This is a genomic window from Pseudomonas sp. KH_027 (assembly GCF_057838565.1).
On sequence record NZ_CM174470.1, the window covers coordinates 1,715,887 to 1,735,394 of the forward strand.

General features: G+C 62.9%; 21 protein-coding genes and 1 pseudogene. 15 read left to right on the top strand and 7 right to left on the bottom strand.

Going from position 1 to position 19,508, the window contains the following annotated elements; translation table 11 throughout:
- Positions 1-8 precede the first annotated feature (8 nt).
- Both gcvH and AC3IYG_RS08070 read right to left on the bottom strand, forming a co-directional pair.
- Entirely contained in the window at positions 9-392 is a 384-nt protein-coding gene (gene gcvH / locus AC3IYG_RS08065; RefSeq protein ID WP_489313264.1) for a glycine cleavage system protein GcvH, read from the bottom strand.
- 402 nt (positions 393-794) lie between these two features.
- On the bottom strand, positions 795-2,330 hold the full coding sequence (locus AC3IYG_RS08070; protein ID WP_489313265.1) for a sigma-54-dependent transcriptional regulator: 1,536 nt from the start codon (positions 2,328-2,330) through the stop codon (positions 795-797).
- Between the two features lie 167 nt (positions 2,331-2,497).
- On the opposite strand from AC3IYG_RS08070, the gene AC3IYG_RS08075 reads away from it, so the two are divergent.
- From AC3IYG_RS08075 to AC3IYG_RS08085, 3 genes are all read left to right on the top strand, one after another.
- A complete protein-coding gene (locus AC3IYG_RS08075; RefSeq protein WP_489313266.1) occupies positions 2,498-3,229 on the top strand; it encodes a ZIP family metal transporter in 732 nt (243 codons plus the stop codon).
- Between the two features lie 109 nt (positions 3,230-3,338).
- Positions 3,339-4,037, top strand: coding sequence for an orotidine-5'-phosphate decarboxylase (gene pyrF / locus AC3IYG_RS08080; RefSeq protein WP_489313267.1), 699 nt, complete (start codon positions 3,339-3,341; stop codon positions 4,035-4,037).
- A gap of 143 nt (positions 4,038-4,180) precedes the next feature.
- Entirely contained in the window at positions 4,181-4,765 is a 585-nt protein-coding gene (locus AC3IYG_RS08085) for a hypothetical protein (RefSeq protein ID WP_489313268.1), read from the top strand.
- Positions 4,766-4,977: 212 nt separating this feature from the next.
- On the opposite strand, the gene AC3IYG_RS08090 is transcribed toward AC3IYG_RS08085, so the two are convergent.
- The gene (locus tag AC3IYG_RS08090) at positions 4,978-5,985 is read right to left on the bottom strand and encodes an NADP-dependent oxidoreductase (protein ID WP_489313269.1); all 1,008 of its coding nucleotides are present in this window, start codon (positions 5,983-5,985) and stop codon (positions 4,978-4,980) included.
- A 230-nt stretch (positions 5,986-6,215) separates the two neighbouring features.
- Between AC3IYG_RS08090 and AC3IYG_RS08095 the strand changes: the two genes are divergently transcribed.
- The 6 genes from AC3IYG_RS08095 to AC3IYG_RS08120 all read left to right on the top strand — a co-directional run bounded on the left by AC3IYG_RS08095 (position 6,216) and on the right by AC3IYG_RS08120 (position 10,457).
- Positions 6,216-6,977 (top strand): SDR family oxidoreductase, encoded by a 762-nt coding sequence (locus AC3IYG_RS08095; protein WP_489313270.1) that lies wholly within the window; start codon positions 6,216-6,218, stop codon positions 6,975-6,977.
- 353 nt (positions 6,978-7,330) lie between these two features.
- On the top strand, positions 7,331-8,566 hold the full coding sequence (locus AC3IYG_RS08100; RefSeq protein ID WP_489313271.1) for an RNA polymerase sigma factor: 1,236 nt from the start codon (positions 7,331-7,333) through the stop codon (positions 8,564-8,566).
- A gap of 119 nt (positions 8,567-8,685) precedes the next feature.
- The gene (locus tag AC3IYG_RS08105; RefSeq protein WP_489313272.1) at positions 8,686-9,030 is read left to right on the top strand and encodes a YciI family protein; all 345 of its coding nucleotides are present in this window, start codon (positions 8,686-8,688) and stop codon (positions 9,028-9,030) included.
- A 165-nt stretch (positions 9,031-9,195) separates the two neighbouring features.
- Positions 9,196-9,354 (top strand): hypothetical protein, encoded by a 159-nt coding sequence (locus tag AC3IYG_RS08110; protein WP_489313273.1) that lies wholly within the window; start codon positions 9,196-9,198, stop codon positions 9,352-9,354.
- A gap of 35 nt (positions 9,355-9,389) precedes the next feature.
- Positions 9,390-9,836, top strand: coding sequence for a YybH family protein (locus AC3IYG_RS08115; RefSeq protein ID WP_489313274.1), 447 nt, complete (start codon positions 9,390-9,392; stop codon positions 9,834-9,836).
- A 63-nt stretch (positions 9,837-9,899) separates the two neighbouring features.
- On the top strand, positions 9,900-10,457 hold the full coding sequence (locus AC3IYG_RS08120; RefSeq protein ID WP_489313275.1) for an SRPBCC family protein: 558 nt from the start codon (positions 9,900-9,902) through the stop codon (positions 10,455-10,457).
- Between the two features lie 29 nt (positions 10,458-10,486).
- On the opposite strand, the gene AC3IYG_RS08125 is transcribed toward AC3IYG_RS08120, so the two are convergent.
- Positions 10,487-10,651, bottom strand: a complete 165-nt coding sequence (locus AC3IYG_RS08125; protein WP_489313276.1) for a WCX domain-containing protein — start codon at positions 10,649-10,651, stop codon at positions 10,487-10,489.
- Positions 10,652-11,214: 563 nt separating this feature from the next.
- Between AC3IYG_RS08125 and AC3IYG_RS08130 the strand changes: the two genes are divergently transcribed.
- From AC3IYG_RS08130 to AC3IYG_RS08140, 3 genes and pseudogenes are all read left to right on the top strand, one after another.
- Complete coding sequence (locus tag AC3IYG_RS08130) at positions 11,215-12,099, top strand: bile acid:sodium symporter family protein (RefSeq protein ID WP_489313277.1); 885 nt, start codon at positions 11,215-11,217, stop codon at positions 12,097-12,099.
- A gap of 1,139 nt (positions 12,100-13,238) precedes the next feature.
- A pseudogene (locus AC3IYG_RS08135) lies at positions 13,239-13,418 on the top strand (HAMP domain-containing protein); the annotation flags it as partial.
- Positions 13,419-13,619: 201 nt separating this feature from the next.
- Positions 13,620-14,324 (top strand): methyl-accepting chemotaxis protein, encoded by a 705-nt coding sequence (locus tag AC3IYG_RS08140; protein WP_489313867.1) that lies wholly within the window; start codon positions 13,620-13,622, stop codon positions 14,322-14,324.
- Positions 14,325-14,561: 237 nt separating this feature from the next.
- Here AC3IYG_RS08140 and AC3IYG_RS08145 read toward each other — a convergent pair whose 3' ends face one another.
- The 3 genes from AC3IYG_RS08145 to AC3IYG_RS08155 form a co-directional block, all read right to left on the bottom strand.
- Positions 14,562-15,767, bottom strand: a complete 1,206-nt coding sequence (locus AC3IYG_RS08145) for a benzoate/H(+) symporter BenE family transporter (protein WP_489313278.1) — start codon at positions 15,765-15,767, stop codon at positions 14,562-14,564.
- Positions 15,768-15,790: 23 nt separating this feature from the next.
- On the bottom strand, positions 15,791-16,393 hold the full coding sequence (locus AC3IYG_RS08150; protein WP_489313279.1) for a LysE family translocator: 603 nt from the start codon (positions 16,391-16,393) through the stop codon (positions 15,791-15,793).
- A 151-nt stretch (positions 16,394-16,544) separates the two neighbouring features.
- On the bottom strand, positions 16,545-17,000 hold the full coding sequence (locus tag AC3IYG_RS08155; RefSeq protein WP_489313280.1) for a MarR family winged helix-turn-helix transcriptional regulator: 456 nt from the start codon (positions 16,998-17,000) through the stop codon (positions 16,545-16,547).
- A 95-nt stretch (positions 17,001-17,095) separates the two neighbouring features.
- Here AC3IYG_RS08155 and AC3IYG_RS08160 point away from each other — a divergent pair, with 95 nt between their 5' ends.
- The 3 genes from AC3IYG_RS08160 (at position 17,096) to AC3IYG_RS08170 (ending at position 19,496) form a co-directional block, all read left to right on the top strand.
- On the top strand, positions 17,096-18,262 hold the full coding sequence (locus AC3IYG_RS08160) for an aminotransferase-like domain-containing protein (RefSeq protein ID WP_489313281.1): 1,167 nt from the start codon (positions 17,096-17,098) through the stop codon (positions 18,260-18,262).
- A 12-nt stretch (positions 18,263-18,274) separates the two neighbouring features.
- Complete coding sequence (locus AC3IYG_RS08165) at positions 18,275-18,877, top strand: glutathione S-transferase family protein (RefSeq protein WP_489313282.1); 603 nt, start codon at positions 18,275-18,277, stop codon at positions 18,875-18,877.
- Positions 18,878-19,151: 274 nt separating this feature from the next.
- A complete protein-coding gene (locus AC3IYG_RS08170; RefSeq protein ID WP_489313283.1) occupies positions 19,152-19,496 on the top strand; it encodes a GFA family protein in 345 nt (114 codons plus the stop codon).
- Positions 19,497-19,508 lie beyond the last annotated feature (12 nt).

Below are 19,508 nucleotides of genomic sequence, written 5' to 3' on the forward strand. Positions count from 1 at the left end.
GCTGATCCTCAGGCTTGCGCGTTGGCGTTGAGCAGACGGTCGTAGGCCGCCTGGTCGAGCAGGTTGGCCAGGGCGGCGCTGTCTTTAACTTGCATGCGGAAGAACCAACCGGCCCCGAGGGCATCCTGGTTGACGGTTTCCGGGCTGTTTTCCAGCGCGGCGTTGACTTCGACGATCTCGCCGGCCAGCGGCATGGCGATGGTGCTGGCGGCCTTCACTGACTCCAGCACGGCAACTTCGACGCCAGCCTGGTGAGCGCCCAGTTCCGGCAATTGCACGAACACCACGTCACCGAGGGCGTCCTGAGCGAATGGGGTAATCCCCACGGTCACCAGGCCGTCATTGTCCAGGCGCAGCCATTCGTGTTCGGTGGTGAAACGTAATTCGCTCATGGGAACTCCTCAAGTGGTCGGATTCGCCCGTTTCTAGGCGACGGGCGTTGCTGGAACGCGCGTGCGGGACGGCAGCGAACCTAATTGAGGAGTACTGTAAGCAAGGGTGGTGCCATTCTGTATTTATATATAAATATCAATGGTTTATGTTATTTTTTGAGTGGTTTTGAATAACTCGACTGTAGCGAAATCACTACAGCTCGACGTGTCGCTTTTACCTGATTGCGACAGAGGCTCTAGGAGGGGCGGGTGTGTGGCTGGTCGTTACGATTTCGTTACGATGTATTGATTTCGCTACGGCTGCTAGGCCTATTCAATAAGAACCCAAGAAACTCTCAACGCGCGGCCAAGGGTAGCGATCCATGGTGCATGGCCGCAGCGCGGCGGAGCCTGAGCCGTTCCTCAGCCTTTGCCGGGAATTCCGTATTTGCGCAACCGGTTGGCGATGGCGGTGTGCGAGGTTTGCAGGCGCGCGGCCAGTTGCCGGCTGGAGGGGTAACTGGTGTAGAGCTTTTCCAGCAGGCCGCGTTCGAAACCCTCGACGGCGTCTTCCAGGCTGCCGACTTCGCCATCGGCCTGGCGCGCCACCGAGGTGCCGGCAATATCCAGGTCACCGATATCCACCAGCGGGCTTTCGCAGATCGCCGCCGCGCGGAAGATCACGTTCTGTAGTTGCCGCACATTGCCCGGCCAGCGGTTGCTCAGTAGGGCCGGGTAGGTGCCGGGCGTCAGGCGGCAGACCGGGCGCTGGATCTGTGCGCAGGCCTGCTGCATGAAGTGCCGGGCCAGCAGCAGGATGTCATGGCCGCGCTCGCGCAGCGGCGGCACTTCCAGGTTCAGCACATTCAGGCGATAGAACAGGTCCTCGCGGAAGCTGCCTTCGCCGACCATCTTTTCCAGGTTGCGGTGAGTGGCGCTGAGGATGCGTACATCGACTTTCATTTCGCGGTCGCCGCCGACCCGGCGGAAGCTGCCATCGCTGAGGAAACGCAGCAGCTTGGCTTGCAGATAGGGCGACATTTCGCCGATCTCGTCGAGGAACACCGTGCCCTGGTTGGCCAGTTCCAGCAGGCCGGGTTTGCCGCCGCGCTGGGCGCCGGTGAAGGCGCCGGGGGCGTAGCCGAACAATTCGCTTTCGGCCAGGTTCTCCGGCAGGGCCGCGCAGTTCAGGGCCAGGAACGGCGCATTGCAACGCGGGCTGAGGGCGTGGCAGGCGCGGGCGACCAGCTCCTTGCCGGTGCCGGTTTCACCCTGGATCAGCAGGGGCGCGTCGAGGGTGGCGATGCGCTGCGCGCGGGCTTTCAAGGTGCGCACCGGCGGTGAGTCGCCGAGCAGCGAATCGAAGCCCTCGGCATGGTCGTGGTGCAGGGCCGCCAGGCGCTCGCCGATACGGTTCGGCACATAGAGGGTCAGCAGGCCGCCGGCCAATTGCTGTCGGTCGTCGGCGCCACCATCGGTAATCGGCATGGCATCGAGCAGCAGGGCCTGGCCCTTGAGCGAGACTTCGCGCATCGGCAGGCGAAAGCCGTGTTCGATCAGCGTGGACTGCAAGGCCGGGTCGTCGAACAGCGCCGTCAGTGGCTCACCGGCCGGTTCGCGGCCACACAGGGCGATCAACGCCGGATTGGCCAGCAGCACATGGCCGGAGCCATCCACCGCCAGCACCGGATCGGCCATGGCCGCCAGCAGCGCGTCGAGTTGCAGGCGTCGGCGCTGGCCGGGGAGGATGTCCACCACATGCACGGCCTGCACCCCCTGCAGATGCAACAAGGCATCGCGCAGTTCATCCAGCACGCTGGGGCTGAGGGTCGGCGCGTCGATGTAGACGTTGGGCGGGATCATCTCCACCGCGTCCAGATTGAGGTTGCGCCCGCCGAGCAGGGCGAGCACTTCCTGGGTGATACCAACGCGGTCGATAAACGTGACGTGAATGCGCATGCCGGGAAACTGGACTTTAAGGGGTAGGCGGGAACGGCGCCCAGTATGCCCGCTCCGACCCACCCTTGGCCAAACCGGCGTGTCGATCGCGGTCATCGGCGTGCCGATCGCCTGACACTTCGGTCAATCCCGGTTAGTCTCGGCGCTTGCTGATAAAGGAAGCGCGCATGTTTCAATCCGAAACCCTGCAAGCCGGTCTTTGGGGCTGGTTGGCGGCCAGTGGTTTGTTGATCGGCGCGGCGGTTGGCCTGTTCTGGCGTTTGCCGAAGCAAGTCGTAGCGGCGGTGATGGCCTATGGCAGCGGGGTGCTGATCGCGGCGCTGTGCTTCGAGCAGATCCCCGAGGCCGAACGCCTCGGTGGCTTGGGGCCGACGCTCATGGGTTTGCTCGCGGGTGGGGTGGCCTTCGTGCTCGCCAGCAAGGGCCTGGACCGGCTGGAGGCCAGGCATCGGGCCAATGCCAGTTCCCTGGTGGGGCTGCTGATCGCCGCCGGGGCGTTTCTGGATGGGATTCCCGAGTCCCTGGGTTTGGGGCTGGGCCTGCTGGATGGCGGGCAGGTCAGCCTGGTGATGCTGGTGGCGATCTTTCTCGCCAACCTGCCGGAGGGCCTGGCCAGCGCTGCCGGCCTGCGTGCCGGCGGTAGCAGCCGGCGCTATGTGTTCGGTCTGTGGGGCAGCATTGTGTTGTTGAGCGGTTTCGCGGCGATGGCGGGGCCGGCATTGTTCGGCGATCTGGATGTCGGCTGGCTGGCCTTTGCCCTGGGTTTTTCCGCCGGTGCGGTGTTGTGCATGCTGGTCGATACGCTGATCCCGGAGGCGTTCGAAAGCACCCATGCGTTGACCGGGCTGATCACCCTGGGCGGTTTCATGACCGCATTTACCTTGCACCATCTGCCTTAGCGGCGGTAGGCCGGGTGAAGCCAGTCAAGCTGTTGATCGCCGGGCAAGCCGCAATGTGGGCGCTTGCGCTACAATGCGCGCCGATTTCGACTTGCCTGAGAGCCCGACCATGTCCGCCTGCCAGACTCCAATCATCGTCGCCCTGGATTTTCCCACCCGTGAAGCCGCGTTGCAGCTGGCCGATCAGTTGGACCCGCGGCTGTGCCGGGTCAAGGTCGGCAAGGAGCTGTTCACCAGCTGTGCGTCGGACATCGTCACGACCTTGCGCGACAAGGGCTTCGAGGTATTCCTCGACCTGAAATTCCACGATATCCCGAATACCACGGCGATGGCGGTGAAAGCCGCGGCGGAAATGGGTGTGTGGATGGTCAACGTGCACTGTTCCGGTGGTCTGCGGATGATGGCCGCGTGCCGCGAAACCCTGGATAAACTCAATGGGCCCAAGCCGCTGCTGATCGGCGTCACCGTGCTGACCAGCATGGAACGCGAGGATCTGGCCGGTATCGGCCTGGATATCGAGCCGCAGGAGCAGGTGCTGCGCCTGGCCGCTCTGGCGGCCAAAGCCGGGATGGACGGCCTGGTCTGCTCGGCCCTGGAAGCCCAAGCCTTGAAGGCCGCGCACCCGGGCCTGCAACTGGTGACACCGGGGATTCGCCCGGCCGGCAGCGCGCAGGACGATCAGCGCCGCATCCTCACGCCGCGCCAGGCGCTGGACGCCGGCTCCGACTATCTGGTGATCGGCCGGCCGATCAGCCAGGCTGCCAACCCGGCGCAGGCGCTGGCGGCGGTGGTCGCGGAACTGGCCTGAACCCGGCACCGCGCTGGGTTATTCCCGGAACTGACAGGCTGCTGCTCATGACGCCTGTCATCATTCATACATAAAGATTTAATTCCTCCGTCACGGAACTCAGGCAGTTTTGCAAGCCAGTGTTTTCTTGAGCAGGAGTTGCTATGTCTTTCATCAAACCGCGTTTCATCAAACCCGTATCCATCGCATTGCTCGCCGCAGCAATGGCTGCATGCAGTACGACTACGCCAACCGCTGTGACGGCCGTCAAGCCGGCGAGCAGCAAAGCCGTGGACGTGGTACAGAACAATACCGATTGGTACCAGGTGCGTACGGAAACTGAGTTGTACCTGTTTGATGATTACGCGGTGTTCAGCCAGTTCCTGCAAACCGGCAAAGCGCCGTACACCAAGGCGCTGGGCAAGAAGGATAACTTCGACCGCAACATCGTCCTGGCGCTGGCCGCTGAAGACCAGAGCAAAACCCTGGAGGCGATTGCCGCCAGCCGCCTGTGGAATGTCAGCCTGGCTCCGGCATACCCCTTCTATGGCGAAATTCGCGAAGAAAACGTGATCTACGTGTTCAGCCGTTACGGCGACATGGTCGACATGGCCAAGATCGGCGAGCCGACCTTCAGCTACGTAGAAGTGGGTGGCGGTCCGAAGAGCGAGCGCGTGGTTTACGTGCTGGCCAAGGAAGAGAAAAAGCCGGAAGCGGCGATCAAGAACTTCCACGCCAAGTACCAGTAAGACAACCGGCACGAATGAAAAGGGCAGTCCGCGGACTGCCCTTTTTTGTTGCGGCTGTCCCGTCCTGAATAAGGTTTACACCTTCTGATCTATTTTCAGGAGGACGTAATGGAAGCAGGAAAAAGGCGTAGTCAGCGGTGCAGGTGCAGGTGCATGCGCATAACGCAGGAACGGGAAAACGGCAGACGCGGCTGCCGTTTGTTCTTTCCGACTCAGCTGACTTTCAACACCAGCTTGCCGAAGTTTTCCCCGCTGAACAGCTTCAGCAGGGTTTCCGGGAAAGTCTCCAGGCCGTCGACGATGTCTTCCTTGCTCTTCAGCTTGCCGCTGGCCATCCAGCCGCCCATCTCTTTCGCCGCGTCGGCGAATTGCGCCGCGTAATCCATTACCACGAAGCCTTCCATGCGCGCGCGGTTGACCAGCAGCGAGAGGTAGTTGGCCGGGCCTTTGACGTTTTCCTTGTTGTTGTACTGACTGATCGCGCCACAGATGACGATGCGGGCTTTCGGTGCGATGCGCGTCAGCACGGCATCGAGAATGTCGCCGCCAACGTTATCGAAATACACATCGACGCCTTTCGGGCATTCGCGTTTGAGGCCGGCATGCACGTCTTCGTTCTTGTAGTCGATGACGCCGTCGAAGCCCAACTCGTCCATCAGCAGCTTGCATTTCTCCGCGCCACCGGCGATGCCGACCACGCGGCAGCCTTTGATTTTGGCGATCTGCCCGACCACGCTGCCGACCGCGCCGGCGGCGCCGGAAATCACCACGGTGTCGCCGGCTTTCGGCTGGCCGACGTCAAGCAGGGCGAAGTAGGCGGTCATGCCGGTCATACCCAGTGCCGAGAGGTACAGCGGCAGTGGTGCGCGGCTCGGGTCGACGGCGTAGAAGCCTCTCGGCTCGCCGAGGAAGTAATCCTGCACACCGAGGGCGCCGTTGACGTAGGTGCCGACGGGGAACTTGGCGTTCTGCGAGGCGATGACTTTACCCACGCCCAGCGCGCGCATCACTTCGCCGATACCGACCGGCGGAATATACGACTTGGCATCGTTCATCCAGCCGCGCATGGCCGGATCGAGGGACAGGTATTCGTTCTTGACCAGAATCTGCTCGGGGCCGGGTTCACCCAGCGTGGTTTCCACGTAGCTGAAGGTGTCGCGGCTCGGCAGGCCGACCGGACGCTGGGCAAGCAGGAACTGACGGTTGAGTTGGACAGGCATGGCAGGCACTCAATGGCGGGAAAGCTTCGGTGATAAACCTCCCGGGCCGATCGAGCAAGGTTTGCTGTCGTGCGGAATGGGGCTTTATCCATCCGAGTGATGGAGCGTCCGGTGGCTTTATCAATTTTTTGGATAAGCCCATAGCGCGGCTTGTAATAGTGCTGCCACGAGATTCCCCGGGGTGGCTAGACTGGGCGCCAATCGACTCCCACTCAGCAGAGGACAGATAAATGAGCATGACCTTCTCCGGCCAGGTTGCCCTGGTCACCGGCGGTGCCGCTGGTATTGGCCGCGCGTGCGCACAGGCGTTCGCTGCCGAAGGCCTCAAGGTAGTGATTTCCGATGTCGATGCGGCGGGCGGTGAAGGCACGGTTGCATTGATCCGCACCGCGGGTGGCGAGGCGACATTCATCCGCTGTGACGTGACCAGGGACGCCGAAGTGAAGGCGCTGATGGACGGCGTGATCGAGGCCTATGGTCGCCTGGACTATGCCTTCAACAACGCCGGTATCGAAATCGAGAAGGGCCGGCTGTCCGAGGGCAGCGAGGCCGAGTTCGACGCGATCATGGGCGTCAACGTCAAAGGCGTGTGGCTGTGCATGAAGTACCAGTTGCCGCTGCTGCTGGCCCAGGGTGGCGGCGCCATCGTCAACACCGCTTCGGTCGCCGGCCTCGGCGCGGCGCCGAAGATGAGCATCTACAGCGCCTCCAAGCACGCGGTGATCGGCCTGACCAAATCCGCCGCGGTCGAGTACGCGAAGAAGAAAATCCGCGTCAACGCGGTCTGCCCGGCGGTGATCGACACCGACATGTTCCGCCGCGCCCATGAGGCCGACCCGAAGAAAGCCGATTTCGCCGCCGCCATGCACCCGGTCGGACGCATCGGCAAGGTCGAGGAAATCGCCGCGGCCGTGCTCTATCTGTGCTGCGACGGTGCAAGCTTTACCACCGGCCAGGCACTGGCAGTGGATGGCGGCGCCACGGCGATCTGATCTGCAGTAACGCGCTTGCGCAAAAGACGCCCGCCTGGCTTTGATGCCACGGCGGGCGTCGTGCGTTTTGGCGTGGTGAAAACCGCCTCAGCCAGCGCGGCGTTTTATCCCGTGAATTGCCGTGGTTGGCGCGCGGGTTGGGTTGGGCTGCCCGAAGCCCAACAATCCAGCGCAGGCCAATCAACATCCCGTCCTACCGATAGCCGATAGCCCCTGGCCAAGCCCTTGCGTCGGATGACCGGCGAGCGGTGAAAAATCCTTGTTCGGAACTACGCTTGCATTGCCTTGTACATACTGTAGGCGCCAGCGTGCTGGCTAATTCTGAGCAGTCAAGACGGAGCGCAAGGGTGGACATGCAGGTTTCAGCGCAGCTACGCAGCGAGCTGGACAGGCTCTATCGCGACGAGTCGCGTCGGGTGCTGGCCACGCTGATTCGTCTGTTGGGCGACTTCGACCTTGCCGAAGAAGCCTTGCATGAGGCGTTTCGCGTGGCGATGGAACAGTGGCCGCGCGACGGCGTGCCGGCCAACCCGCGGGCCTGGCTGGTCTCCGCCGGGCGCTTCAAGGCGATCGACGGGCTGCGCCGGCAGGCGCGCTTCGAGGCCTTGGACGAGCACGCCGAACTCAGCGCGTCAGCCGGCACGGAGGAGGACGAGCGCGTCGAGGATGACCGCCTGCGGCTGATCTTCACCTGCTGCCACCCGGCCCTGGCGGCGGATGCCCAGGTGGCCCTGACCTTGCGGGAAATCTGCGATCTGAGCACTGAAGAAATCGCTCGGGCCTTTCTCACCCAGCCGAGCACCGTGGCCCAGCGCATCGTGCGCGCCAAGAGCAAGATCCGCGATGCGCGGATTCCCTACGAAGTGCCAGGGCTTGCCGAGCTGCCGGAGCGCCTGGACGCGGTGTTGCGGGTGATCTACCTGGTGTTCAACGAGGGCTACTTCGCCAGCTCGGGTGACTCCCTGACCCGCAGCCATCTGTCGAACGAGGCCATCCGCCTGGGCCGGCTGCTGCTGGAGTTGCTGCCCGACTCGGACGTGATGGGGCTGCTGGCCCTGATGCTGCTGCACGAGTCGCGGCGCCCGGCGCGCACCTCGGCGAGCGGCGAGCCGGTGCTGCTCGGCGATCAGGACCGCTCGCTCTGGCGCCGCGAGCTGATCGCCGAAGGCGATGCGCTGGTACTGCAGGCGCTGCATTCGCGGCGCATCGGCCCTTACACCTTGCAAGCGGCCATTGCGGCCGTGCATGCCGAGGCGGCGGATGCCCCAGCCACTGACTGGGCGCAGATCGTCGGGCTCTACGATGCGCTGTTGCAGGCGGCGCCATCGCCGGTGGTCGAACTCAATCGGGCGGTGGCCGTGGCCATGCACGAAGGCCCGCAAGCCGGGCTGGAGCTGATCGAGGCGTTGGTACTGCGCGGCGAGCTGAACGATTACCACCTGGCCCATGCCGCCCGGGCCGACCTTTACCGTCGCCTGGGCCAGACGGCCGCCGCGCGGGCCGCCTATCAGCGCGCGCTGGAACTGGCGCAGCAAGGTCCGGACCGGCAGTTTCTCGAAGGTCGCCTGCGAGAGCTCGCCGGCGGCTGATCCGGCCTGGCCAATGCCGTTGGTCGGCGCTGAAATTTTTTTCCGTGGCGATGTCGATTCCGCTCGCCGCCACACGACTACTCGGTAATCGAGGATCACCGTCGGATCTGGAGGACGTCATGAAATACCTATGCCTGGTCTACAGCGACGAACACCTGCTGCACAGCCTGCCCGACAGCCCGCGTGACGAGGAGTGCCAGGCCTACAGCGAATCGGTGCACGCCAGCGGCCGGATGATCGCCGCCGAGGCGTTGCAGTCGGTGCAGACCGCCACCACCGTGCGCATGCGCGGCGGCAAGCTGTCGATCACCGACGGGCCCTTCGCGGAAACCAAGGAGCAACTGGCCGGCTTCTACCTGGTCGATGCCCGCGATCTGAACGAAGCCCTGCAGATCGCCGGCAAGATTCCCGCCGCCCGGGTCGGCAGCGTTGAAGTCCGGCCGGTCCGGCAACTGGACGTCTGACGGGCGCAATAGGGAGGTGCGTCGCCATGTGCCCACTCTGTCGCGCCTCGTTCGCATTCGCCGGCCTTACCACCGTCAGTGGCCTGGGCGCGTGGGGGGTCGCGAAGAAACGCCGTGTGCCGTCTGGCCCGGCCACAACTCAACCCAGCACAGGGAGTTCTCGCCATGAACCGCAATGACTACCCGCCAATCATTACCCAGGCGCACTGGCTGACGCAGCGAACAGCGCTGCTGGCCAAGGAAAAAGCCTTCACCCGGCTGCACGACCGTTACAACGCAGCGGACGAGGCACATGACTGCTGCGCCGCCGCTGAACACGCTTGAGGTTCGATCGCGAGCCGCTAACCAAGGAGAACGACATGAATACCGCAACCCGCATGCAAGACGACCAGGCCCAACTGAACGAACTGCTGGGCAATTGGGTAAAAGCCGTGCTCGCCCAGGATGTCGAGCGCATCGTCAGCCACTACACGGCGCAGATCATCGCCTTCGATGCCATCGCCCAACTGCAATTCAAGGGCAAGGCGGCCTACAAGGCCCATTGGCAAGCCTGCATGGCCATGTGCCCCGGGCCGGGCGTGTTCGAAATCTATCAGCCGACGCTCGAAACCAGCGGCGATCTCGGGCTTGGCTACTACCTCTGCCACTGTGGCGGTACCGATGCCGACGGTAAGGCGCAATCGTCGTGGATGCGCGTGACCCAGGGCTATCGCAAACAAAACGGCCAGTGGCTGATTGCCCATGAGCATTTCTCCATGCCCTTCGATATGGAGAGCGGCAAGGCGTTGTTCGATCTGCAACCCTGAGCCGTGCCCAACAGCGTGCATCAATTGGCACGATAGCGGCCGTGGCGGCCGGAGGGTGAGGTCATGAACGGGAAAGGAGTCAGCATGTTCGGCTATGTGCTTATCGCGTTACTGCTTATTGTCGCCGGGTTGTTGTTCGTGGTGGCCCGGCAGCCGGCCGAGTTCCGCGTCGAGCGCTCGGCCAGCATGGCCGCGCCGGCGACCGAGGTGTTTGCCCAGGTCAATGATTTTCACCACTGGCAGCAGTGGTCGCCGTGGGCGAAACGCGACCCCGCGATGCAGAAAACCTTCGAGGGGCCGGGCGCGGGTGTTGGCGCGATCTACAGGTGGGTCGGCAACAAGGAGGTCGGCGAAGGCAGCACGACCATCACTGAAAGCCGTCCGAACCAGCTGATCCGCATCAGGCTGGAGTTTCTCAAACCCTTTCAGGCCAGCAATGACGTGGTATTCAGTTTTACTCCCGAGGGCGAAGGAACCCGGGTGACCTGGACCATGACCGGCAGCAACAACTTCCTGGCCAAAGCCCTGCACCTGGTGATGGACATGGACAAGATGGTTGGCGGTGATTTCGAGCAGGGACTGGCCCAGCTTGAGGCCGTGGTGGAGAAGCCGGGATTGTAGCGGTGGTTGTAGTGGTGGTTGTAGCGCTGTTATTGCGCCAGCCGCAGCATGCATGGCGCATGTTCACGCACGGCTGAGCGCAGTTGCGCCGGTTGCTCGATCTCGAAGCCGAACGACAGACGCGCGAGCTGACGGGCGAACCAGGCCAGGCTGTCGGTGCTGGTGCTCAAGCGTACGCCGTTCAGATGCGGCATGAGAATGCCGACCGTGCGGCCCAGTTCCAGCGTGACGGTCTATGCAGCGTTTGCGCGTAGCAACGGGGTCACCCACAAGAAGGTGCATGCCAGGCCAGGATTGCGCATCCAAGAAGCGGCTTTTCATATCCAGAACGTCAATGCTTAGCACCGCCGACTGAAGCGCTGGATGGTGCGCTTTCATGCTGTGGCGACCAAGTACCTCGTCAACCATCTGGGCTGGCGCCGGATGCTTGAGCGGTACACAAAGTGCATTCAGCCAGAGTTTTTTCTGCCGGAAGCGCTGGGCTGCCCCACACAACAGTTAACGGGTACATGGCCTTTTGTTTGGCCAGGTCTGAGCCAGCCGTTGCAATGCATGGATCAAGGTCAAATTGCCCGCGAACCTTGTCCTCCCCGCGAAGGCGGGAATCCAGTAAGCGGATCGAGCGAGCGCAAGTGGCGCTTGCCTGGGAATTTCCCGACTAGAGTTGCTGCATCCAATCTTCTGGCGCGTAAAGTCACTGCCGTGAGCCGCGCGGTTGCGCAGAATCGACCGATACATCCTATGGAGAACAATAAGAATGACCGCCAGCCCCTTGCTGTCTTTATTCCTGCCCATCGCGCTCGGCATCATCATGCTCGGTCTTGGGCTGTCGTTGACCTTGGCCGACTTCACTCGCGTGGCCAAATTCCCCAAACCGGTGCTGATCGGCCTGGGTTGCCAGATTCTGCTCCTGCCGCTGGTGTGCTTCGGCCTGGCCGTGGGCTTCAAGCTTGAGCCGGCGCTGGCCGTGGGGTTGATGCTGCTGGCCGCATCCCCGGGCGGTACCACGGCGAACCTCTACAGCCACTTGGCCCATGGCGATGTGGCGCTGAATATCAGCCTGACGGCGGTGAATTCGGTGATCGCCATTTTGACCATGCCGCTGATCGTCAACTTCGCGCTGCTGTATTTCATGCAGGGCGATCAGGCGATCCCGCTGCAATTCGCCAAGGTACTGCAGGTGTTCGCCATCGTGCTCGTCCCGGTGGCGATCGGCATGTTCTTGCGTAGCCGCTTCCCCGCGTTGGCCGAGCGGATGCAGACGCCGGTGAAAATCGTCTCGGCCGTGTTTCTCGCGCTGATCGTGATGCTGGCGCTGGTGAAGGACTGGAAGACCTTTATCGATTACGCGCCTCTGGTCGGTATGGCGGCGCTCAGTTTCAATCTGATCAGCCTCGCGGTCGGTTATTGCGTGCCGCGCCTGCTCAAGTTATCGCAGCGCCAGGCGATAGCCATAGGCATGGAGATCGGCATCCACAACGGCACCCTGGCCATTGCCCTGGCGATGAGCCCGATGCTGCTGAACAACCCGACCATGGCCATTCCGGCGGCGGTCTACAGCATCATCATGTTCTTCACCGCCGCGGCGTTTGGCTGGTGGGTGAACAGGCTGCACGGCCAGGAACTGGTGGCAGAGGCGTAAGTCTTTTTTGCCCGAAAGCGTGCATGAGCAGGCGCCTTCGGGCGCCTTCTTCATGTCTGGCCGAAGCGTTAGTTAGCGGTGGCTGAAAAGCTGTCAGTCGGCCTCTGTTCTGAAAGCGACGCCGGCATAGCTATTTGCCATCCGGGTTTGCGAATGGGCTTGTGCTTGAGGGCCTCTCACCGCAAATCTGCATGGATCTTGAATGGCAGGGCTGTTTGGCACTGCCGTTAGCATTCGATAGGGGACTGAGCGCAATGATTTCCGCCTTGCAACGCAGTTTTGCCAACCTGGGGATGGCGAAGAAGCTTGGCACCGGTTTTGGCCTGGTCCTGCTGCTCACCGGTGTGGTGGCGGCGATTGGCCTGAGCTCGCTGCAGGCCATCAGTCAGCGGTTCGACGGCCTCAAGCAGATGTCGGCGATCAACAGCGCGGTGCTGCGGGTACGTCTGGATGAGCAGGCGTTTTCCATCAGCGGCGATCCCAAGTCGGTGGAAGCGCTGCGCAAGGGCGTCGAATCGATTCTGGCCTTGAGTGCCGAACTGAAGGCCCAGTCCCCCGCCAGCGCCCCGGCTATGGACGCGGTGGAGCAGGCGGTCGGTGCTTACCGTGCTTCTTTCGACCAGTTCGTCGAGCTGGCGCTGGCCAAGGACCTGGCGCTGGAGATGGCCAGTTGGTCGGTGACCAGCGTGGCCAACAACTTGGATCTGCTGCAGGCCGGCCTGGCCGATGATGGGGCCTACGAGTTGAAGGATTCGCAGGGCCAGCAGGGTTCGGAGTTCATCACCCAGGCCAGTCAGGTCAGCCAGGTTTCCCGGCTGATGCTGCAGGCGATGAACGAGGCCCACGCGCGCCTGGCCCTGAGCCGCAAGGCCGCCGAGGGCGAGGAAGTGGCCTCGACCAAGATCGCCCAGGCCGATGAAGCCTTGGCTCTGGCCGAGCAGCTCAAGGCCGGGGTGAAGGACTCGGGTTACCTGACCGTACTCAACGAAGTCAGTGGCCATATCACCAACTTCAGCGCCAAGTTGACCGAGTACACCGAGCTGTTGGGCAAGGAGCGGCAGGTCTATACGCAAATGCGCGAGCGCGCCGAGCAGGTGGTGGTGCAGGTCGATCAGGCCTACAGCGAACAGGACGCGGCCATGCAGCGCGAATTGAAGGCCAACTCGGTGCTGATTCTCGGTTCCTCGGCCCTGGCCCTGCTGGTCGGGTTGGCGGCGTCATTGCTGATCACCCGCGTCATAGTCGGACCGTTGCGCAGTGTGATCTCTGTGGCCAAGCGGATTGCCGAGGGTGACCTGAGCACCCGCATCGAAGTGCGCGGCCGCGATGAAATCGGCCAGTTGATGAGCGCCATGCAGCAGATGTCCGCCAGCCTCAGCGGCATGGTCAGCGGCTTGCAGGCCGGCATCAACCAGATCGCCGCGTCGGCGCGCTCGCTGTCGACGGTGACCGAGCAGACCAATGCCGAGGTCGCCAACCAGAAGGAGGAAACCGAGCAGGTTGCCACCGCCATGAACCAGATGACGGCCACCGTGCACGATGTCGCGCGCAATGCCGAGGAGGCTGCCGGCGCCGCGGAAACGGCGGACGCCAAGGTCGCCAACGGCCAGGATGTGGTGCGCAAGACCCTGGCGCGGATCGAGCAGTTATCGGCCTCATCCGGCTCGGCCAGCCAAAGTATCCAGAGCCTCAGCCAGGAAATTCAGAACATTGGTTCCGTGCTGGGGGTGATCAAAAGTGTCGCCGAACAGACCAACTTGCTGGCCCTCAACGCCGCCATCGAAGCCGCTCGCGCCGGCGAGCAGGGCCGTGGTTTTGCCGTGGTGGCCGACGAGGTGCGCGCGCTGGCCAAGCGTACGCAGCAGTCCACCGCGGAAATCGAGCGGCTGGTGGCGGCCTTGCAACAGGGAGCGCAAAGCTCGGTCACACAGATCCAGAGCAGCAGCGCCTTGGTTGAACTGACCGTGAGTGATGCGTTGCAGACTGAAAGTGCGCTGGGCAGCATCGCCGCCGCCGTGTCGGTGATTCACCAGATGAACCAGCAGATCGCCGCCGCGGCCGAGCAGCAAAGCTCGGTGGCGGAAGAGATCAACCGCAGCGTGACCAATATCCGCAGCAGTGCCGATCAGTCGTCATTGGCGATGGAGGGCACCGCGGCGTCCAGCGTCGAGCTGGCGTCCCTGAGCAACGAGCTGCAGGGCATGGTCGGACACTTCCGCTTGTAAGCTTGTAGGGTGGGTTCGCGGCGCAGAGCCGGGTCTACCCGCAAGCGCAAAGGGGGTGGCGCCGCCTAACCCACCGATGGTTGCACGGCTTAGCCGCCTGGTGGATTACGGCAACGGGCTCGTGCCAGCAGATAGCCTGCAATCAGGCGCCTAACCCCACCCTACGAAACTGCCAATTTATTCCGGACAGTAGTGCGTGAAGGCGGGAATCCAATAAACAAAAGCTGCGTTCCCTGCTCAGTCCTTGCCCCAATTCAGGATCAGCAGCGTCAGCACGCCGGCGACTATGCCCCAGAACGCCGAGCCGATGGAGAACAGGCTGAAGCCCGAGGCGGTGACCATAAAGGTGATCAGCGCCGCTTCGCGTTCCTTCGCCACGCTCATGGCATTGGTCAGGCCGTTGATGATCGAACCGAACAGTGCCAGTGCCGCGATCGACAGCACCAGTTCCTTGGGCAGCGCGGCAAACAGTGCCGCCAGCGTGGCGCCGAAGATCCCGGCGATGCCGTAGAAAACCCCGCACCAGACGGCGGCGGTGTAACGCTTGCGGTGATCTTCATGGGCGTGCGGGCCGGTGCAGATCGCGGCACTGATCGCCGCTAGGTTGACTCCGTGGGAGCCGAAGGGCGCCAACAGCAGCGAGGCGACACCGGTCACGGTGATCAGGGGCGAGGCGGGCACCGTGTAGCCGTCGGCGCGTAATACGGCAATGCCGGGCATGTTCTGCGAGGTCATCGCCACCACGAACAGTGGAATGCCGATGCTGATGGTGGCCGCCAGGGAGAACGACGGCGTGGTCCAGACCGGGGTGGCCAGCTCCAGGCTGAAAGCGCTGAAATCCAGCAGCCCGAGCGCGCCAGAGAGCAGCGTGCCGACCAGCAGGGCAGCGAGTACGGCATAGCGCGGCTGGACCCGTTTGATCAGCAGGTAGGTGATCAGCATGCCAAGCACCAGGCCGGTGCGGTGCTGCGCGGCGACGAAGATCTCGCTGCCGATCTTGAACAGGATACCGGCCAGCAAGGCGGCGGCCAGCGAGGCGGGCAGGCGTTTTACCAGGCGCTCGAAACTGCCGGTCAGGCCGCAGATGGTCACCAGCACGGCGCAGGTGATGTAGGCGCCGATCGCCTCGCCGTAGGCTACGCCGGACAGGCTGGTGATCAGCAGTGCTGCGCCGGGGGTCGACCAGGCCACGGTGATCGGCGTGCGATAGCGCAGCGACAGGCCGATGCTGCAGATCGCCATGCCGATCGACAACGCCCAGATCCATGAGGAGATTTGCCCGCTGGTCAGCCCGGCGGCTTGGCCAGCCTGGAACATCAGCACCAGCGAGCTGGTATAGCCGGTCATCATCGCGATAAAGCCCGCCACCACGGCCGAGGGCGAGGAGTCGGCCAGTGGGCGCAGCGGTGCAGGATTTGCCTGGGGGGCAGAGGCCTCGCTCATTGCAGGGTACCTGGGTTCGCTCACTAGAAGTCTCCGAGAATAGGATAGAGCGAGACGACCAGCAGCAGCGCCATGCCGATATTGAAGCAGCGCAGCACGCGCGGGTTGCTCAGCCAGTTGCGCAGCAGGCTGCCGGCGACGGTCCACAAGCCGACGCTGGGGCAATTGACCAGGGCGAACAACGCGGCGATCAGCAGTACATTGACCAGGAAGTTTTCCTGCGGCGTATAGGTGGTGATCGCGCCGATGGCCATCACCCAGGCCTTGGGATTGACCCACTGGAACGCGGCGGCCTGGAGAAAACTGAAGGGTTTGCCTTGCTCACCGTCGCCGGTGTCCGGCGCGCCGGAACGGGAGATTTTCCACGCCAGGTACAGCAGGTAGGCGGCCCCGGCGTAGCGCAGCACGCTGTAGAGCAGCGGTACTTGCTCGAACAACTGGCCCAGGCCCAAGCCAACGGCCATCACCAGCACCATGAAACCCAGGCTGATGCCGAACATGTGCGGCAGGCTGCGGCGCAGGCCGAAGTTCACCCCAGAGGCGAGCAGCATCATGTTGTTCGGCCCCGGTGTTACCGAGGTGACGAAGGCAAAGGCGATAAAGGCGATCAGCAGTTCCGGGCTCATGGTGGCTCTCTCCAGCGACAGCACTCAGCCTAAGCGCGGCGGTGGACGGCGTCCCGATACAGCGGTTGGCGCAATCGGCCGTACAGTCGCTCGACCTGCGGGCTGGCGCTGGGTACTGGGGTTCGAGATGAGTGGCGCAGGGGCCTTGCGCTCAGTCTTCAACGCCGCCCGACTGGCGGGTTCGGCCGAGTGCCTGGTTGACTTCCAGCCAGCCGTTGACCGCGGCTTCGCCGGCCTCATTGAATACCCGTTGCAGCAGCTTGGCCTGCTCGCGGCGCAGGGCCAGTTCCAGCTTGGCGCCCTCGACGGTGAAGCCGAGCAGGCGTTTACGCTTGTCATCCTCGGCGGTCATGCTCTGTACCAGGTGCATTTCCATCAGTTGCCGCAGCGGGATGTTCAGCGCCTGCTTGCTGACCCCGAGCGCGGCGAGCAGCTCTTTCATGCTCAAGCCGGGGTGGCGGGCGATGAAAAACAAGATGCGATGGTGTACCCGGCTCAACCCGCGCCGCGCCAGCATTTCGTCGGCTTTGGCGGTGAACGCCTGGTAGCCGAAGAAGAAGGCCTCCATGGCGGCCTGCTGAGTGGTTGTGCTTTTTAGGTTAAACATTCAGGTCAAGCATATTGACGTATCTACCCGGAGCATCGTAGTTTCGGTCAATCAGTTTGACTTATTTTTCCTTGCCTTCGCTACTGGTGACTTGAATGGCTTTCTCCGAACGTATCTCCCGCCTCAAAAGCTCTTTGATCCGCGAAATCCTGGCTGCGGCGCAGCGTCCGGAAGTGATGTCGTTCGCCGGTGGCCTGCCGGCCGAGCCGATGTTGCCGCGCGTGGAGTGGGCGGACATGCCGGTGGGCATGGGCCAATACGGCATGAGCGAAGGCGAGCCGGAGCTGCGCGAAGCCATCGCCGCCGAAGCGCGGGAATTGGGCGTGCCCTGCGACGCCAGCCAGGTGCTGATCGTCAGCGGCTCGCAGCAGACCCTGGACCTGGCTTCCAAGCTGTTCATCGACCCGGGCACCGAAGTGCTGCTCGAGGCGCCGACCTACCTGGCCGCGCTTCAAGCCTTCCAGTTGTTCGGCGCTGACTGCATCACCGTGCCGCAGGAAGCCGACGGCCCGCAGCTGGAGACATTGCGTGAGCGCCTGCAACAGCACAAGCCGTCTTTCGCCTACCTGATCCCGACCTTCCAGAATCCGTCCGGCGTGCGCTACAGCGAGGCCAAGCGCGATGCCGTAGCCGCGCTGCTGGACGAGTTCGGCGTGACCCTGATCGAAGACGAGCCGTACCGCGAACTGGTGTTCGATGCCGGCAGCGCCACGCCAATCGTCAGTCGCTTGAAAAGGGCCAGCTGGATCTACACCGGCACGGTCTCGAAAACCCTGTTGCCGGGCTTGCGAGTGGGCTTCTTGATTGCCACGCCGGACCTGTTCCCGCACTTGCTGCGGCTCAAGCAATCGGCGGATCTGCACACCAATCGCGTCGGCCAGTGGCAGGCGTTGCAGTGGATCGGCACTCAGCATTACCGCGAACACCTGGCCGAACTACGGGACTTCTACCGGGTGCGCCGCGATGCCATGCAGGTCGCCCTGGAGCAGCATTTCGGCGAGCTGGCGAACTGGAACATTCCCCAGGGCGGGCTGTTCTTCTGGCTGACCCTGAAGCAGCCGCTGGACACCCGTACCTTGCTAAAGCCCGCGCTGGAGCAAAATGTGGCCTTTATGCCGGGTGAGCCGTTCTTTACCCATCCCGAGCAGAATCCGGGCTACCTGCGGCTGAACTTCAGCCATATCGCCCCGGAGCGCCTGAGCGAAGGGCTGCAACGGCTGGCCAATGTGATTCGCCAGGCACAGGCCGCAGAAGCGGCTTAACAGGAGGTTGCGATGTACAAGGTTTACGGCGATTACCGTTCGGGCAACTGCTACAAGATCAAACTGATGCTGCACCTACTCGGCAAGGAGTCGAAGTGGGTGCCGGTCGATATCCTCAAGGGCGAGACCCAGACCCCCGAGTTTCTGGCGATGAACCCCAATGGCAAGATTCCGGTGCTGCAGTTCGAAGACGGCAGCTGCCTGTGGGAGTCCAATGCCATCCTGAATTTCCTCGCCGATGGCAGCGAGTTCCTGCCGAGCGAGCCGCGTCTGCGCACGCAGGTGTTGCAGTGGCAGTTCTTCGAACAATACAGCCACGAGCCGTATATCGCCGTGGCGCGTTTTATCCAGCTGTATCAAGGCATGCCGGCCGAGCGGCTGGAGGAATACCAGACCTGCCAAGTGCGTGGCAAAAAGGCACTGAAAGTGATGGAGCAGCAGCTCGAACGCACGCCATACCTGGTGGGTGAGCACTACTCGATTGCCGATATCGCGCTCTACGCCTACACCCATGTGGCGGACGAGGGTGGTTTCGACCTCAACGGCTACCCGGCGATCCAAGCCTGGATGCAGCGCATCGCTGGCCACCCGCTGCATGTCGGGATGCACGACTGAGCGTCATGCGGGCTGAGACTGAAACCGGCCATTGGCCGGTTTTTTTTCGACCCTGGCTCGTTGAAAGTTGTGCCGGGTCGTAGCCTTTAGTCGGAGCGGGCCATGCCCGCGAAAAGCCGTAAGGTCAGCAGGTCGCGGGCATGGCCCGCTTCTACAGGTTTTGCGTTCTGCCTTGCAGGAGCTGACGCGGACTTGGTTTTTCGACCGGTGGGTCGGAGCTGGGCTAGTGTTGTGGGCTTGAACCTGGCAATAACCCTGACTCGGAGGTGCAGCTATGCGTTATCAAGGTGGATGCCATTGTGGAAAGATCGCTTTCGAGGTCGAGGGTGAGCTGAGCCAGGTAATGGAGTGCAATTGCTCGTTGTGCAGCAAACGCGGCTATCTGTTCTGGTTCGTGCCCCGCGAACAGTTGCGCCTCGATACGCCTGAAGCCGACCTGGCGACTTACCTGTTCCACACCCGGCAAATCCAGCATCACTTTTGCCCGACCTGTGGCTGCGCACCGTTCGGCGAAGCCATGAACAAGGGCGCGGCGATGGCCGCGGTGAATGTGCGCTGCCTGGATGGGGTGGATCTGCAGGCGTTGACGGTGGTGAAGGTCGATGGTCGTAGCCGTTAGGTCGGCGCTGCG

Bases quoted from the DNA above. Each gene is read 5' to 3' on its own strand.
- gcvH (WP_489313264.1), bottom strand. From the start codon at position 392: ATGAGCGAATTACGTTTCACCACCGAACACGAATGGCTGCGCCTGGAC.
- AC3IYG_RS08070 (WP_489313265.1), bottom strand. From the start codon at position 2,330: ATGCGCATTCACGTCACGTTTATCGACCGCGTTGGTATCACCCAGGAA.
- AC3IYG_RS08075 (WP_489313266.1), top strand. From the start codon at position 2,498: ATGTTTCAATCCGAAACCCTGCAAGCCGGTCTTTGGGGCTGGTTGGCG.
- pyrF (WP_489313267.1), top strand. From the start codon at position 3,339: ATGTCCGCCTGCCAGACTCCAATCATCGTCGCCCTGGATTTTCCCACC.
- AC3IYG_RS08085 (WP_489313268.1), top strand. From the start codon at position 4,181: ATGTCTTTCATCAAACCGCGTTTCATCAAACCCGTATCCATCGCATTG.
- AC3IYG_RS08090 (WP_489313269.1), bottom strand. From the start codon at position 5,985: ATGCCTGTCCAACTCAACCGTCAGTTCCTGCTTGCCCAGCGTCCGGTC.
- AC3IYG_RS08095 (WP_489313270.1), top strand. From the start codon at position 6,216: ATGAGCATGACCTTCTCCGGCCAGGTTGCCCTGGTCACCGGCGGTGCC.
- AC3IYG_RS08100 (WP_489313271.1), top strand. From the start codon at position 7,331: ATGCAGGTTTCAGCGCAGCTACGCAGCGAGCTGGACAGGCTCTATCGC.
- AC3IYG_RS08105 (WP_489313272.1), top strand. From the start codon at position 8,686: ATGAAATACCTATGCCTGGTCTACAGCGACGAACACCTGCTGCACAGC.
- AC3IYG_RS08110 (WP_489313273.1), top strand. From the start codon at position 9,196: ATGAACCGCAATGACTACCCGCCAATCATTACCCAGGCGCACTGGCTG.
- AC3IYG_RS08115 (WP_489313274.1), top strand. From the start codon at position 9,390: ATGAATACCGCAACCCGCATGCAAGACGACCAGGCCCAACTGAACGAA.
- AC3IYG_RS08120 (WP_489313275.1), top strand. From the start codon at position 9,900: ATGAACGGGAAAGGAGTCAGCATGTTCGGCTATGTGCTTATCGCGTTA.
- AC3IYG_RS08125 (WP_489313276.1), bottom strand. From the start codon at position 10,651: ATGCCGCATCTGAACGGCGTACGCTTGAGCACCAGCACCGACAGCCTG.
- AC3IYG_RS08130 (WP_489313277.1), top strand. From the start codon at position 11,215: ATGACCGCCAGCCCCTTGCTGTCTTTATTCCTGCCCATCGCGCTCGGC.
- AC3IYG_RS08140 (WP_489313867.1), top strand. From the start codon at position 13,620: ATGACGGCCACCGTGCACGATGTCGCGCGCAATGCCGAGGAGGCTGCC.
- AC3IYG_RS08145 (WP_489313278.1), bottom strand. From the start codon at position 15,767: ATGAGCGAGGCCTCTGCCCCCCAGGCAAATCCTGCACCGCTGCGCCCA.
- AC3IYG_RS08150 (WP_489313279.1), bottom strand. From the start codon at position 16,393: ATGAGCCCGGAACTGCTGATCGCCTTTATCGCCTTTGCCTTCGTCACC.
- AC3IYG_RS08155 (WP_489313280.1), bottom strand. From the start codon at position 17,000: ATGTTTAACCTAAAAAGCACAACCACTCAGCAGGCCGCCATGGAGGCC.
- AC3IYG_RS08160 (WP_489313281.1), top strand. From the start codon at position 17,096: ATGGCTTTCTCCGAACGTATCTCCCGCCTCAAAAGCTCTTTGATCCGC.
- AC3IYG_RS08165 (WP_489313282.1), top strand. From the start codon at position 18,275: ATGTACAAGGTTTACGGCGATTACCGTTCGGGCAACTGCTACAAGATC.
- AC3IYG_RS08170 (WP_489313283.1), top strand. From the start codon at position 19,152: ATGCGTTATCAAGGTGGATGCCATTGTGGAAAGATCGCTTTCGAGGTC.